The organism is Orbaceae bacterium lpD01 (genome assembly GCA_036251705.1).
In the GTDB taxonomy this organism is placed as follows: Bacteria; Pseudomonadota; Gammaproteobacteria; order Enterobacterales; family Orbaceae; genus Utexia; species Utexia brackfieldae.
On record CP133959.1, the window covers coordinates 805,771 to 820,789 of the forward strand.

Genomic DNA, 15,019 nt, shown 5'->3' on the forward strand with positions numbered 1-15,019 from the left:
ATCCATCTACACATTAGCAAGTAAATCCCTTAGGTTGGTTCTCATCAAACAGCGCAACTAAGAGGGAGACTCGATTCAATAATGGATAAAAATCAATTTAGAATGATTGCTGATGATTTAGCACTCGAGAGCACGACCACACAAGTAATAAAACTGATCAATCAGTGGTTTGTTGAAGAAGGGATTACGCAAAATGAGATTCAACAGATGATGCTTCAGTCACATATTCGAGCAATGGTTGAACGGGCTAAAACATTAGAACAACTCCCTGAAGTTGATCCACAAATGTTTGAGGAGATTTCCCCCGCATCCATGACCTTGGCTCGTAGGACGGTTTCACTATTCGACACGCTGTCAATGGCTGAGGCTTATCTACTCGCGGTGCATTATGAAGTGGCACGCAATAATTTAGCTTAACGTATTTTAGCTTAACTCAAGAGGTTTATGGTATGAAAGAGATTGTGATTGTGATTGGTGATCGTATGGGAAAAGGTCAGAAAGTGGCGGCAGGGATTGAATCGGTTGCTGGTTGTCGCGCGGTTGTGGTACCGGGTATGGCTGCAGATATGAAATTAGGCGATGTCATGCAAAAAGAGAATGCGGATTTAGGTATCTCGTTTTGTGGTAGCGGCGGTGCGGGCGCGCTAACGGCCAAAAATAAATATGGTTATGAAGTGCGTTTTGGTATGCGTTCTCCTGAAGAGGGTGAAACGGCGATTGCTGAAGGTTGTAAAGTACTAGGATTTGGCTTTATGGATACGGAAGAGTTAGGTCGCCGTGTTGCCCAAGCTTATCTTAAAAAACAGGGTAATTGCTAATGAAAGACTGCCAGCAGCTTACCGTCAGAGTACAAGGCTCAGCAGATTCGAAACAACGCGCCTTTGCTTTGGCGCTTTCATCAGTGCAAAAAGAGGTCTTAAAGAACAATACCAATATTATTATTCGTATTGAACCGGTTGATGTGGCCGTTGTCAGCGCGACCGAAAAGATCACAACAGAAAAGTTCTTATTTTTCTTTTTATCTCGTCAACGAGCGAGTTATTCGATCACTTTAGATGTGACGGTCGATGTCTGTTTTATTGATATAACTAAAATTAATTTTGCAGCTTAAATAAGGGAAGCAAATATGGGGTTATTCTTTATAGCTTTGAAGTCTATCATTATCGGTGGATTGTGCGGATTTGGCGTAGGTGCTGGGGCCGCTCGAATGTTTCATGCGCCAACATCGCAAGGCATGGGTGCTTTTAGAACATTAGGTGAGCTTAACGCTTGTGAAGGCGATCCGGCGGCTCATTTCTCTTTCGGTCTCGGATTTTTCTTTAATGCCTGGGCTTCATCAGTGACCACCGGCGCATTTACTCAGGATATTGACCATCGCATCATTCCTAACTGGGGGGCGGCTATTTTAATGGCGTTTAATCGTAATGTGAATGAGACATTACATAATCCTCGCAAGATGGCCTTGATATGTACTTTAGTTGGCGCTGTGGTCGTCACATTTTTGAATTTAACCAAGTTTGCCGTGCCTGATACCTTAAAAATCACGGCGACGAGTGTGTTGGTGCCTGCAGCAAAACTATTAGTCGATATTGGGATGCCGGTGATTTTCTGGCTGGCTGCTTTAGATGCCGGTCGCCGTAGTGGATTTTGGGGTACCTTATTTGGTGGACTTGCACAGCTGATAATGGGCAATGCGGTACCTGGACTGGTATTGGGGATTTTAATCGGCAAGGGCGTTGATGATAGCGGCTGGAATCGAATCATGAAAGTGATGCTCTCAACAGTGATTATCTTATTTGCAGCGAGTGCTTATTTCCGCGGTTTTGATATGCAGTTAATTAATTCATTCCGTGATGGTCTGGCGTATTGGTTCCATCGTTAATCGCTGGTTGGCTAAGGCATATTGAGATTCAACTGAGTTTAGGAAAAAGAAGATGAATAATGAGATGAATAAAGGTTTTTGGTTTGCGGACTGGTCATTCCCGATTTTGGTCGGTCTGTTATCGTCAGGCATTTTTGCCGGTACACATATGTTTTATGTGGGCGAAGGCAGTGCATTTAATGATATTCCTTTTGTCGCGATGCTAGCCAGTGGCATCGATACCGGGGCCTATGGCGCGGTTGCCGCATTTGGTGCCAGTTTTCTGTTCGCGCGTATTATTGAGGGATCATTAGTCGGTATTTTAGATATTGGTGGCGCGTTACAAACCGGGCTTGGTTTGGGTGTGCCGGCATTATTATTAGGCGCTGGTTATGTTTTACCATTAGAAAACTTTTTCGTTGCCCTGTTAACCGGTTTAGGTTTAGGTGTCGCGATCGGTTTAATTATCATCACAATCCGAAAATTTACCATTAATGCTGGTGGCGGTTCAACCTTTGGTGCCGATGTGATGATGGGCGCAGGTAATGCCTCTGGGCGCTTTTTAGGGCCGCTTATTATTATCTCAGCGATTGCGGCCTCTATTCCGGTGGGACTAGGGTCACTACTTGGGGCGCTACTGTTTTATATCTGGAAAAAGCCGATCACCGGTGGTGCTATTTTAGGTGCCATGATATTTGGCGGTCTATTTCCGTCATTATAAGACCGATCTCGTTTGTTTAAATCGTTTTCATGATAAGCGTGACAGGCTAAGTCATTATAGAGAGTTTAATTATGTATGATTTAATTATAAAACAGGCCAAATTGATTGATGGCACGATTACCGATATTGCCGTATTAAATGGCAAGATCGCTGAAATAGGATCGATAAGCGCGCCGGCCAAAAAAGAGTTTGATCTTAAAGCACAACACTATATCAGTGCGGGCTGGATCGATGCGCATACGCATACTTTTGCCAAGTCGCCTATCTATCATGATGAACCTGATTTAGCCGGTGTTTACAGTGGAGTGACAACGGTGATTGATGCCGGCAGCGTGGGGGCGAACGATATTGACTGTTTTTATCAACTGGCCAAACAAGCTAAAACGCATGTCTATGCACTGCTGAATATCTCTAAGATCGGTTTAATTCGCCAAAATGAGTTAGCCGATATGCATGATATTGATCAGGCCTTATTTGATCAGGCGATTGCCAACTATCCTGATTTTATTGTCGGCATTAAAGCGCGCATGAGTAAAAGCGTGGTGGGACAAAATGGTTTGGCGCCTCTGATTACCGCGAAAGCATTTCAAAAGAAATACGACCTACCGTTAATGATTCATGTCGGTAATACCCCGCCGGATCTTGATGATATCGCGGAGGTATTGACTAAAGGCGATATTATTACTCACTGTTTTAATGGCAAACCTAACCAAATATTAACACCAGCGGGTGAGTTACGTGAGGCGATTAAACGCGCGTTAGCGCGCGGTGTGGTACTTGATGTTGGCCATGGCGGTGAAAGCTTTAGTTTCCGGGTTGCCGAAAAATCGAAAGCGTTAGGTATCTATCCGATGACAATAAGTTCGGATATTTATGGTAAAAATCGTACCAATGGACCAGTTTATAGCTTAGCCAATGTGATGACGAAATTTTTGTGCCTTGACTATCAAAAATCACAAATTATTGATTGTGTCACAAAGCATGCTGCAGAGATGTTACATCTGCATAATAAAGGCCAGTTAATAGTCGGTTACGATGCTGATTTAACCATTTATGATCTGATACCTGAGGCGACCTTATTATCGGATGCAGAAGGTAAGCAGCGCGTTGCTCAAGAACGATTCGTGCCGCTGGCCGCCACCATTATGGGTGAAATAGTCTTAACACAAGAGGGGAGTAAATATGACTTCAGTTTATGAGAAATATAATTTAAAAGAAGTAATTAATGCTTCTGGTCGAATGACCATTTTAGGTGTGTCAACCCCTAGACCTGAAGTAACCGAAACGGTTGCACAGGGGCTGAATGAGTATTTTGAGATGAAGGATCTGGTGAATAAAACCGGCGAATATATCGCTAAATTATTACAGGTTGATAATGCGGTGGTGGTCTCTTGTGCCTCCGCTGGGATTGTGCAGAGCATTGCTGCTTATATTGTCAAAGATGATCTGGAATTACTTTATAATCTGCATTCGTCAGATAAGTATGTCGCACGTGAGATTATTATGCCGAAAGGACATAATGTTAATTTCGGTGCCCCGGTTGATACCATGGTGACTTTAGGTGGGGGGATTGTGGTTGAAGCGGGTTATGCGAATGAGTGTAAACCAGAACATATTGAAGCGCTGATAAACCAAGATACTGCCGCTATTTTATATGTTAAATCACATCACTGTGTACAAAAAAGTATTCTGTCTGTCAGTGAAGCGGCGGCGATTGCCAAAAAACATCAGATTCCTTTAATTGTTGATGCGGCAGCAGAAGAGGATTTGCAGGCCTACTATAAAATGGGGGCGAATTTGGTTATCTATAGCGGCGCCAAAGCGATAGAGGGACCAACCAGTGGTTTAGTCATAGGTCGTCATCAGGATATTGAATGGGTTAAGCAGCAGTCGATGGGGATTGGGCGCCCGATGAAAGTCGGTAAAGAAGGCATCTTAGGTTTAACCAAAGCGATTGAGCTTTATATGACCGATCCGAAGAAAGAGTCAGGTCAGCAGATGATCGAAAAAATGACGCCCTTTATCGATAAATTGAATCAATTAAACGGCATTTCGGCGAAAGTCGTTTGGGATGGTGCAGGACGCGATATTACTCGGGCTGAAATTAGCTTTGATAGCCATGTACTGGGTAAAAATGCCGCTCAGATGGTTCAGCTAATGAAAGAGGGGGATACCGCGGTCTATTTTCGGGAATATAAAGCCAATGATGGTAAAGTTGAAGCAGATGTTCGCAGTGTTTCGTCTGCCCAACTTGATGTGATCTATCATAAATTTAAACAGATTATTGGAGCTTAATGAACATGAAACCATTTAGTCCTAATTATTATCAAGATCGCGTTTGTTTGAATGTGTTAGCCAATTCGATTGAGAATGCTAAAGCTATCTATGCGGCAGCCGAAAGTTATGTTGTGGTTGGTTTACTCTCGAAAAACTATCCTGATAATGAGCGCGCTATTGAAGATATGAGCCTTTATGCGAAAGAGATTGATAATGCGATTTCAGTCGGGCTTGGCGCCGGCGACCCGAATCAGTCACAGATGGTTGCGGAGATTTCCGCCAAGTTACAACCACAACATATTAATCAGGTTTTTACCGGCGTCGCAGCGAGTCGTGCATTGCTTGGACAAGCTGATACCGTGATTAATGGTCTGATTTCACCAACAGGTAAAGTCGGTTTGGTGAAGGTATCAACAGGACCACTGAGTTCAAAGCAACCGGACGGTGAGGTACCCGTTGAAACCGCCATTGCCATGTTAAAAGATATGGGGGGGAGCTCAGTCAAGTTTTTCCCAATGGGTGGGTTAAAAACCAAAAATGAATTTGAGTATGTTGCCAAAGCCTGTGCTGAACAAGACTTTTATCTTGAACCGACGGGTGGCATCGATTTAGATAATTATGAGGCGATTTTGCAGATTGCGCTCGATGCCGGTGTCAAAAAAATCATTCCTCACATTTATACTTCAATCATTGACGCAAAGACTGGCAATACACGTCCAGAAGATGTGCGAAAGCTGTTGGCGATCACTAAAAAATTAGTGGGATAATCGGTTGCTATGTTAAAGTGAAAGGATCGATATTTTATCTGTTGATCCTTTTATTGATAATAAATCTGCGATGAGAGATAACGCATGAGTCTGTTCCCCTATCCGCGATTAGCCTATTTATTTGATATCATTACCGATGAAATCTTGCCGCAAGAAGAGCTCGCTAAACGTTTAGCGGTCTCGACTCGCACGATTCGTACTGATGTATTGGCATTAAATGATATCTTATATGATTATAGTGCGCAGATTGCTTATGAAAGAGGGGTGGGTTATCAACTTCATATCAGTCATGCCGATAAGTTTAAATTATTTCCACGTGAACCACAGCCGTATTCCGTCATTCCACGTTCCAGTAAAGATCGTGTGCAAGCATTATTGTTGCATTTTTTAATGCATGCACAGTCGATTAAATTAGATGATATTGCTGAACAGTGGTTTATTAGTCGAAGCACGCTACAGACCGATATGGCGGATGTGCGTGAAATACTAGAAAAATATCAGCTTAAACTCGAGAATCGGCCTTATTACGGCATTAAATTATTCGGTAGCGAAAGTGCTATTCGCGCCTGTTTAATCGATATTTTTTGGCAAATGTATTCGAGTGAAGATGAGCGGGCCATTTTGCAATTGCAGCAATCACTGCTTAATGATATTGACCTTAATTATTTAAAACGAATTTTACATACCCACATCAAGCGTTTTGATATCAAATTAATGCCAGAAGGCTTGCATTATTTACTCTACAGTTGTGCGATTTCTATTTTGCGTATTACCAATGGCCATGAGCTTGATCATTTTGTCGCTAATGATATTGATGAGGTGATTCATCAGGCAGCGGTAGAGATTGCTAGTGGTTTTAATTACTTTCTGGGTGATGATGTATCGTGGGCAGAAATTGATTATTTAAGTGTGCAGATTGCCGGGCGCTGTGTTATTGATAACGCGGTAGTGATGAGCGATATTCAGCAAAATAGTGATTTGCTCATAGCCCATATTCTTGATTATCTTAATCAGACCTATAATTATGATTTGCGTAACGATTACGAGCTACTTAATGATCTGTCGACCCATGTTACTACCATGTTAATACGAGTCAAATATCAGGTTCACTCATCCAATCCTTTGCTCAATGAGATTAAACAGTACTACCCTTTTGCTTATGATATTACCTTATCGGCGCTCACCAATACCGAACAATATACCACGTACAAATTGAGTGAGGATGAGATCGCTTATTTAAGTGTACATATAGGTGTGTCTTTAGAGCGTAACTATAATCTTGGTGATGTTCGTCATCCGGTTGCGCTGCTTGTCAGTGATTCAGGTAATTCAACCTTACGCATGATTAGCGCCAAGATTAAACGCGATTTTCCGCAAATTCAGATTGCCCAAACTATATCGCTAAACGAATATGAAAAGCTGACCTATATTGGCGAAGATTTTATTATTTCAACCGTGAGGCTATCAGAGAAGAATAAACCTATCGTGAAAATTGCGCCGTTTCCTACCCCTTATCAGTTAGAACAGCTAGGACGTTTAGCGATGGTCGACAGGACGCGTCCCTATATTTTAGAAAAATTCTTTGATGAACGTTTTTTTATGATCATTGATGAACCGATGACGCAACAAGCGCTGTTTTGCCGGGTTAATCAACAGTTAATGCAGCATGGTTGTGTGACAGAGGATTTCTATCCTTCTCTGGTTGAGCGTGAAGCTATTGTCTCAACGATGTTAGGTGAGGGGATTGCCATTCCACATTCAGTTGGCCTATTAGCTAAAAGAACGACGGTGGTAACCATTCTGACACCGCAAGGCATTCAATGGGGACAAGATAAAAACGACGTGGCTTACGTGATTTTCTTATTGGCTATCAGTAAAGAGGATTATGAAGAGGCGATGGCTATTTATAGTCTCTTTGTTAATTTTGTGAAAGAGAAAGCCACCAAAAGATTACTCAACAGCCGTTCATTTCATGATTTCAAAGTGATTGCTAAAGATAGCTTGGGTCGAGCTAATTAGTTATTCGTGATAAGTGATATGTTCATTATATCACCGCAGTAGTGGTCAGTTGCCCTTTATTCTACTATGATGTTGGCTTGATATCGTGATAATAATAAGAGGTTTCCGAGAGTGAAGCGTAATCTAATATTGCTCTGTGCCGTTGTCATGCTGTTGGTAGGCGGTCTGCAACTATTCACTACCAATTCTGAGCATGATCGTCGTATTGACGCTGCGCCAGCCAGTACATCTGAGTCAAAGATGGCTGTACGCGTACCTGGTGGCGGGTTGCAGACTCATGAAAAACTTGGCGGGCATCTGATTAAACAACATGTGGCTAAAACGGAGCAGCAATTGAATCAGCGAATCGCCCGCGAGCCAATCACCAGCGCCTCGGCTTTTTATGATTTAGCCACCGCTGAAATGGCTGTTGCGCAGGCTATTAAGACTAACCAGTCGAAAATTAACGCTTACTTACAGCATCAAAACACCCATTATCTAGCCATCAATTATCGCGCCGCCAATCCTGTTGGTATTTTAGTGACTCAGCGTCATCCGACAGCAATCGCCGTCTCCGGCGTTAAGGTGATTTTGGCGCAAACCACACAAATACCGTTAGGTTATCGAATAGTGACAGGATATCCAAGTCAATGAGCATAAAACAGTCTTATCCCGCATTGAAATATTTTTTAGCCACTTATCTTCATCAGGATTTTATGCTTGAATTTGGTTGTTTTCAAACAGCGGTGCATCGGTATATTGAGCTGGAATCATGCTCAACACAGCAACAATTGATGTTAGATTTAAAGCGGATAATCGCCAGTCCGTACGACGAGGCTAAACTCACCGCACTTCTGTTTGAACAGCTTGGCTGTGAGTATGATTTTTCAGCAGAGTGGGTAAGTAGCCGGGCGTGGTTAACTTCGTTAAAAAAATTGATTTTAGCTGCGAAATCCGATTCGCTATCTTGATAATCAAACAGGCTTTGATATCCTTATTCTTAAAAGGATGCCGTTTTTTTCTGTTTTAGATTTTTCCTGATAAATCGCTATTTTTTTATCACTAACGTTGCTAGAATAGCCGACGAACATTTACCGGGAAAATGATATTTATCATGATTTCCCAATTGACTAAACGATGATTTAAAGGTATTATGCGCGCCTTATGCAGAACAGATTACCATTAACAATTGACCCAATTAAAACCGCACAGAAACGTTTAGATTATGTGGGCGTGTATCCTCGTGTACTCGCAAAACGTTTAGCTGAGTCAGTTGCTAGTGTGGACAGCGATATTGAAGCGACGCTTTCTTTCACTATCGATAGTCAGCGATTATGTGTTATTGAGCTGGATATTCGCGTTGAATTGAGTTTACTCTGTCAACGATGTAATAATCCATTCAAATATTCTGTTCACATAAAAAGAAAATATAGTCCTGTGAAAAATGATGATCAGGCAGCACATTTACCGGAAGGCTATGAGCCAGTGGAACCAAATGAGTTTGGGGAAGTTGATTTATTAGCGGTGGTTGAAGATGAGATTATTCTTGCTTTACCCATTGTTCCAGTACATGAAATCACACACTGTGAAGTGTTAGAGGCAGATATGGTGTTCGGTGAGATTCCTGAAGAAGAAAGCAAGCCGAATCCTTTTGCCATACTTGCCAGTTTAAAGAAAAAGTAAATGAGTGAGGAGTAAGGTCAATGGCCGTTCAACAGAATCGTAAAACTCGTGCTAAACGTGGTATGCGTCGCGCACATGATGCATTAACCGTTGCTAATATTTCAGTTGATGAATCAGGTAAAACACATTTGCGTCACCATGTAACAGCAGATGGTTATTTTCGTGGCCGTAAGGTTATCGTTAAATAATTAGGTGAAAAATTGGACAATCTAACCATTGCGTTAGATGCTATGGGCGGGGATTTCGGTCCCCGCGTAGCTGTTCCTGCCGCTTTACAAGTACTTGCCCTGCATCCTAATCTTCAGCTATTTCTTGTTGGTGAACCCGACGAGATGCTTTTGTATCTACCAAAAAAAGATCCTACGCTGCAAGGCCGTATTACTATTATCGCGTCATCGAGTGTGATCGATAATAATGCTAAGCCTGCGACTGCAATTCGCCATAGCCAGGGAAGTTCAATGAGAATGGCATTGGAGTTGGTTAAAAACGGCCAGGCAAACGCGTGCGTGAGTGCTGGGAATACTGGGGTGTTGATGGGGCTGTCTAAATTATTGCTGCGGCCTTTATCGGGTATTGATAGACCCGCTTTAGTTGCCGTGCTTCCTGCTCTCAATCAGCGCAAGACGGTGATTCTCGATCTTGGTGCTAATGCCGAATGTGATAGCAATATGTTAATTCAATTTGCTATGATGGGATCTATTCTCGCTGAAACGACGCTCGATATTAAAAATCCAAGAGTCGCTTTACTGAATATTGGTGAAGAAGAGACGAAAGGGCTTGATCGTATCAGAGCGGCTGCGACAGAATTAAAAGCAAATCCTAACATTAATTATATTGGTTATCTTGAAGGTAATGAGTTACTAACAGGAAAAACCGATGTATTAGTTTGTGATGGTTTTGTGGGAAATGTGACGTTAAAGACTGTTGAAGGATTGCTGAATATTTTTTTGACTTCATTTAATTTAACCTTAAAACATAAACCATGGTGGACGCGGTTACTCGCGCCGTTGTTACAGAAGCGGATATCGAAAACTTTTGGTTATTTGGATCCACAGCAGTATAATGGGGCCAGTTTGTTGGGGTTACGTAGTATTGTTATAAAAAGTCACGGTTCAGCCGGGTGCAAATCATTTGCTGTTGCAATAGAGCAAGCCATTCAAGCTGTTGAAAAAAATATACCTGAAAGGATTGCGATGAGTTTATCATCAGCATTACCGAAGAGTGAAAATAATTAATGTATACAAAAATTCTTGGCACAGGCAGCTATCTTCCTGCGCATATTCGAAGCAATGCTGATCTTGAAAAAATGGTGGATACGAGTGATGAGTGGATTTTGTCCCGTACTGGTATTCAAGAACGACGTATCTCTTCGCCTGAAGAGACAGTCGCATCAATGGCACATCATGCCGCATTACCCGCTATTGAGATGGCCAATATTGATAAAGATAAGATTGGCCTCATTATTGTGGCAACGACCTCAAATCAAAACGCCTTTCCAAGTGCTGCAACCGAGTTACAACATCAATTAGGGATTAAAGATGCCATCGCTTTTGATGTTGCAGCAGCCTGTTCTGGTTTTGTTTACGCACTCAGTATTGCCGATCAATATGTAAAAAATGGCATGGTTGAATCTGCCTTAGTGGTGGGTTCAGATATGTTAACGCGTGGACTGGATCCTAATGATCGCGGTACCGTGATTATTTTTGGTGATGGAGCAGGGGCTGTTGTACTTGGCCGTTCAGCAGAACCCGGTATCTATTCCACTCATTTACATGCAGCTGGCCAGTATGGCGATTTATTAAAATTGCCTTATGTTGATCGCCGTACGCTAAATAATCCGGATTACCTGACTATGCAAGGTAATGATGTGTTCAAAATTGCCGTAAAAGAGTTAGCGAACTTAGTCGATGAAACCTTATCTGCCAATAATATTGATAAATCAGCCTTGGATTGGTTAGTGCCACATCAAGCCAATTTGCGCATTATCGGCGCAACGGCTAAGAAATTAGGCATGGATATGAGTAAAGTGATTGTCACTTTGGATAAACAAGGTAATACCTCTGCAGCCTCTGTGCCGTGTGCGCTAGATCAAGGCGTGCGCGACGGTCGTATTGAGCGCGGTCATTTGATTCTGCTCGAAGCTTTCGGTGGTGGTTTTACTTGGGGATCTGCGCTCGTTCGTTTTTAATTTTTTAACGATGATAACATAGCTAAAGTGGTTATTTAATATTAGGATTTAGTGATGACAAAATTTGCAATGGTTTTTCCTGGTCAAGGTTCCCAATCTGTCGGCATGTTGGCCGCATTAGCCGATAAATATCCTGTAGTGACAGCGACATTTGCTGAGGCTTCAGCTGCACTGGGTTATGATTTATGGACATTAGTCCAAAATGGTCCAGCAGAAGAACTCAATAAAACCTGGCAGACACAGCCCGCTTTATTAGCGGCTTCTGTGGCAATTTATCGCGTATGGCAAGCAGAGAATGGTTCTCAGCCAGTCGTGATAGCGGGTCACAGTTTAGGTGAGTACTCTGCATTAGTTTGTGCGGGTGTGATTGATTTTCAAACAGCTATTAAACTGGTTGAGCTACGTGGTCAATTGATGCAGCAAGCCGTTCCAGAAGGGACTGGTGCAATGTCTGCGATTATTGGTTTAGAAAATGACGCGATTGTTAAAGCCTGCCAAGAGGCTGCTGAAGGTCAGGTTGTTGCGCCAGTGAATTTTAATTCACCTGGTCAAGTTGTTATCGCGGGTAATAAGGAAGCGGTTGAGCGCGCGGGTGCGTTATGTAAAGCGGCCGGTGCCAAACGTGTATTACCGTTACCAGTGAGTGTGCCTTCTCATTGTGCATTAATGAAACCTGCTGCGGATAAGTTAGCGCAGGCATTGGCGGATATTGAATTCCACGCGCCACAAGTACCGGTTATCAATAATGTGAATGTGATGGCCGAAACTGATGTGAATGCGATTAAAACCGCGTTGATTGAGCAGCTTTATAGTCCAGTTCGGTGGACTGAAATTGTTGAAAAAATGTCGCAACAAGGTGTCGACTATTTATTAGAAGTTGGACCAGGAAAAGTACTGACTGGTTTAACTAAACGTATTGTTGATACATTAAATGCTGGCGCGGTCAATGATCCTGATTCATTAGCACTAGCACTTGAAAGTACAAAATAGATTTTAAAAGAGAAGAGGATACTTATGAACCTAACCGGAAAAATTGCTTTAGTGACGGGCGCCAGTCGAGGTATTGGTCGTGCGATTGCTGAAAAATTGACAGCGAGCGGTGCCACTGTCATTGGCACCGCAACGACTGAAAATGGCGCGCTAGCTATTAGCCAGTACTTAGGTGAACAAGGTAAAGGACTCGTGCTCAATGTCACTGATGCACAGTCGATTGAAGATGTCTTGGCTGTAATCAAAGCAGAATTTGGTGATATTGATATCTTAGTTAACAATGCTGGTATTACCCGTGATAATCTCTTAATGCGCATGAAAGATGATGAGTGGCAGGATATTATTGATACCAATTTAACTTCAGTGTTCCATTTATCGAAAGCGTTAATGCGCACGATGATGAAAAAACGTTATGGCCGCATTGTGACTATTGGCTCTGTTGTGGGGACAATGGGGAATGCTGGACAAGCAAACTACGCTGCGGCAAAAGCGGGTTTAATTGGTTTTAGTAAATCACTCGCTAGAGAGATCGCATCACGGGGTATTACGGTGAATGTGGTTGCGCCTGGTTTTATCGCAACGGATATGACTGATGCGTTGACTGAAGAACAAAAAGCGATGACCTTAGCGCAAATTCCAGCGAATCGTTTAGGCGATCCTAAAGATATTGCCAATGCAGTTGCTTTTTTAGTCTCAGATGAGGCGGGTTACATTACTGGTGAAACTTTACATGTCAATGGCGGTATGTATATGGTCTAATCTGATAAAATAGTGTAAGATATACACGCATTTTGTTAGATTGGATAAAAAATAAACAATTCGGTTGAAAAATTTGTTTGCAACTTTTTCAACATTTTATAAACTAGATCAACCATCGCATTAGGCGAGTTTTTATAGGAAAAAAGAGAGTATGAGCACTATTGAAGAGCGCGTTAAGAAAATTATTGTTGAGCAATTAGGCGTTAAAGAAGACGAAGTTAAAAACGAATCTTCTTTTGTTGAAGATTTAGGCGCTGATTCTCTTGATACAGTAGAATTAGTGATGGCTTTAGAAGAAGAATTTGATACTGAAATTCCTGACGAAGAAGCTGAAAAAATTACAACTGTACAAGCTGCAATTGATTACGTTTCAGCTAATCAATAAGATCAGCACAGTTTTTATTATAGGCGGTCAATTGATCGCCTTATTTATTTCTTATGCCGTAAACCTGTTGCTTATGCATCATATTTCATATAATAAGGTTTATCTCTATCTTAATCCTTTTCAGGAGGCACAACGTGTCTAAACGCAGAGTTGTCGTAACTGGAATGGGTCTACTATCTCCTGTTGGTAATACCGTTGAGTCTACCTGGCAGTCACTTTTAGCCGGACAGAGTGGTATCGAACTCATTACCCATTTTGATACAGCCCCTTTTGCAACTAAATTCGCTGGTTTAGTGAAAGATTTTAACAGCGAAGATTATAATATTTCTCGTAAAGATGCGCGCAAAATGGATTATTTTATCCAATATGGTATCGCAGCGGGAATTCAAGCCATGAAAAATTCAGGCTTGGAAGTAACCCCAGAAAATGAAACCCGTATCGGTACGGCGATTGGTTCCGGTATTGGTGGTTTAGGTCTGATTGAAGAGAATCATAGTGCACTCATTCATGGTGGCCCACGAAAAATTAGTCCATTTTTTGTGCCTTCAACGATTGTTAATATGATTTCTGGTCATCTTTCTATTCTTTATGGATTGCGTGGTCCAAGTATTACGATTGCCACCGCTTGTTCATCAGGTGTACATAATATTGGACATGCCGCGCGTATCATTGCTTATGGCGATGCCGATGTTATGTTAGCCGGTGGTGGTGAGAAAGCCAGTACGCCACTGGGCATTGGTGGTTTTGGTGCTGCACGTGCCTTATCAACACGTAATGAAGATCCTAAAGCTGCTAGCCGTCCGTGGGATAAAGACCGTGATGGTTTTGTGTTGGGCGATGGTGCTGGTATTATGGTACTTGAAGAGTATGAGCATGCTAAAAAGCGCGGTGCTAAAATCTATGCTGAATTAGTCGGTTTTGGTATGAGCGGTGACGCCTATCATATGACTTCGCCTCCAGAAAACGGTGCCGGTGCTGCATTGGCGATGGAGAATGCGATTCGTGATGCAGGTATCACGCCATCTCAAGTTGGCTATGTGAATGCACACGGCACTTCAACGCCAGCGGGCGATAAAGCGGAAACTCAAGCGGTTAAATCTGTGTTTAAAGAGGATGCGCGCAAAGTGATGGTCAGCTCAACGAAGTCGATGATGGGCCATCTGCTCGGTGCCGCAGGTGCTGTTGAATCGATCTTTACGGTGATGGCGCTGCATGATCAAGCGATTCCACCGACAATCAATCTGGATAATCCTGATGAAGGATGTGATCTGGATTATGTACCACATACGGCCCGTCAGGTGAAAAACATGGAATATGCGCTATGTAATTCATTTGGTTTTGGCGGAACCAACGGTTCGGTGTTATTCAAAAAAATCTAATCATTACCACA

Annotated in this window: 19 protein-coding genes; all 19 read left to right on the top strand. The window is 42.4% G+C overall.

Features of this window, described 5'->3' with window-relative positions:
• The first annotated feature begins 81 nt into the window (after positions 1 to 81).
• Positions 82 to 417, top strand: a complete 336-nt coding sequence (locus tag RHO15_03625) for a hypothetical protein (GenBank protein ID WVD64614.1) — start codon at positions 82 to 84, stop codon at positions 415 to 417.
• Positions 418 to 449: 32 nt separating this feature from the next.
• Positions 450 to 818 (top strand): SFCGS family glycine-rich protein, encoded by a 369-nt coding sequence (locus RHO15_03630; GenBank protein ID WVD64615.1) that lies wholly within the window; start codon positions 450 to 452, stop codon positions 816 to 818.
• A complete protein-coding gene (locus tag RHO15_03635) occupies positions 818 to 1,111 on the top strand; it encodes a DUF4312 family protein (GenBank protein ID WVD64616.1) in 294 nt (97 codons plus the stop codon). Before RHO15_03630 ends, RHO15_03635 begins: the two co-directional genes overlap by 1 nt.
• 15 nt (positions 1,112 to 1,126) lie before the next feature.
• A complete protein-coding gene (locus RHO15_03640) occupies positions 1,127 to 1,882 on the top strand; it encodes a DUF4311 domain-containing protein (GenBank protein WVD64617.1) in 756 nt (251 codons plus the stop codon).
• A gap of 52 nt (positions 1,883 to 1,934) precedes the next feature.
• Positions 1,935 to 2,582, top strand: coding sequence for a DUF4310 family protein (locus tag RHO15_03645; protein WVD64618.1), 648 nt, complete (start codon positions 1,935 to 1,937; stop codon positions 2,580 to 2,582).
• A 71-nt stretch (positions 2,583 to 2,653) separates the two neighbouring features.
• Positions 2,654 to 3,781 carry an amidohydrolase/deacetylase family metallohydrolase gene (locus RHO15_03650; protein WVD64619.1) on the top strand — a complete coding sequence of 376 codons (1,128 nt, stop codon included), beginning with the start codon at positions 2,654 to 2,656 and terminating at the stop codon, positions 3,779 to 3,781.
• A complete protein-coding gene (locus RHO15_03655) occupies positions 3,765 to 4,877 on the top strand; it encodes a DgaE family pyridoxal phosphate-dependent ammonia lyase (GenBank protein WVD64620.1) in 1,113 nt (370 codons plus the stop codon). Before RHO15_03650 ends, RHO15_03655 begins: the two co-directional genes overlap by 17 nt.
• Entirely contained in the window at positions 4,877 to 5,626 is a 750-nt protein-coding gene (locus RHO15_03660; protein ID WVD64621.1) for a KDGP aldolase family protein, read from the top strand. Before RHO15_03655 ends, RHO15_03660 begins: the two co-directional genes overlap by 1 nt.
• Positions 5,627 to 5,710: 84 nt before the next feature.
• Positions 5,711 to 7,645, top strand: coding sequence for a PRD domain-containing protein (locus tag RHO15_03665; GenBank protein ID WVD64622.1), 1,935 nt, complete (start codon positions 5,711 to 5,713; stop codon positions 7,643 to 7,645).
• A 111-nt stretch (positions 7,646 to 7,756) separates the two neighbouring features.
• Positions 7,757 to 8,278 (top strand): RNase A-like domain-containing protein, encoded by a 522-nt coding sequence (locus RHO15_03670; GenBank protein WVD64623.1) that lies wholly within the window; start codon positions 7,757 to 7,759, stop codon positions 8,276 to 8,278.
• Positions 8,275 to 8,595, top strand: a complete 321-nt coding sequence (locus RHO15_03675; protein ID WVD64624.1) for a contact-dependent growth inhibition system immunity protein — start codon at positions 8,275 to 8,277, stop codon at positions 8,593 to 8,595. Before RHO15_03670 ends, RHO15_03675 begins: the two co-directional genes overlap by 4 nt.
• 193 nt (positions 8,596 to 8,788) lie before the next feature.
• Complete coding sequence (yceD, locus tag RHO15_03680) at positions 8,789 to 9,307, top strand: 23S rRNA accumulation protein YceD (GenBank protein ID WVD64625.1); 519 nt, start codon at positions 8,789 to 8,791, stop codon at positions 9,305 to 9,307.
• 20 nt (positions 9,308 to 9,327) lie between these two features.
• Complete coding sequence (gene rpmF, locus RHO15_03685) at positions 9,328 to 9,495, top strand: 50S ribosomal protein L32 (GenBank protein WVD64626.1); 168 nt, start codon at positions 9,328 to 9,330, stop codon at positions 9,493 to 9,495.
• 12 nt (positions 9,496 to 9,507) lie between these two features.
• Positions 9,508 to 10,542, top strand: a complete 1,035-nt coding sequence (gene plsX / locus RHO15_03690; protein ID WVD64627.1) for a phosphate acyltransferase PlsX — start codon at positions 9,508 to 9,510, stop codon at positions 10,540 to 10,542.
• Positions 10,542 to 11,495 (top strand): beta-ketoacyl-ACP synthase III, encoded by a 954-nt coding sequence (locus RHO15_03695; protein ID WVD64628.1) that lies wholly within the window; start codon positions 10,542 to 10,544, stop codon positions 11,493 to 11,495. Before plsX ends, RHO15_03695 begins: the two co-directional genes overlap by 1 nt.
• Before the next feature lie 54 nt (positions 11,496 to 11,549).
• On the top strand, positions 11,550 to 12,485 hold the full coding sequence (fabD, locus tag RHO15_03700; GenBank protein ID WVD64629.1) for an ACP S-malonyltransferase: 936 nt from the start codon (positions 11,550 to 11,552) through the stop codon (positions 12,483 to 12,485).
• Between the two features lie 24 nt (positions 12,486 to 12,509).
• A complete protein-coding gene (fabG, locus tag RHO15_03705; GenBank protein WVD64630.1) occupies positions 12,510 to 13,244 on the top strand; it encodes a 3-oxoacyl-ACP reductase FabG in 735 nt (244 codons plus the stop codon).
• Positions 13,245 to 13,395: 151 nt separating this feature from the next.
• Positions 13,396 to 13,629: an acyl carrier protein gene (acpP, locus tag RHO15_03710; GenBank protein WVD64631.1), complete on the top strand. Its 234-nt coding sequence runs from the start codon at positions 13,396 to 13,398 to the stop codon at positions 13,627 to 13,629.
• Positions 13,630 to 13,763: 134 nt separating this feature from the next.
• Entirely contained in the window at positions 13,764 to 15,008 is a 1,245-nt protein-coding gene (gene fabF, locus RHO15_03715; protein ID WVD64632.1) for a beta-ketoacyl-ACP synthase II, read from the top strand.
• Positions 15,009 to 15,019: the final 11 nt, after the last annotated feature.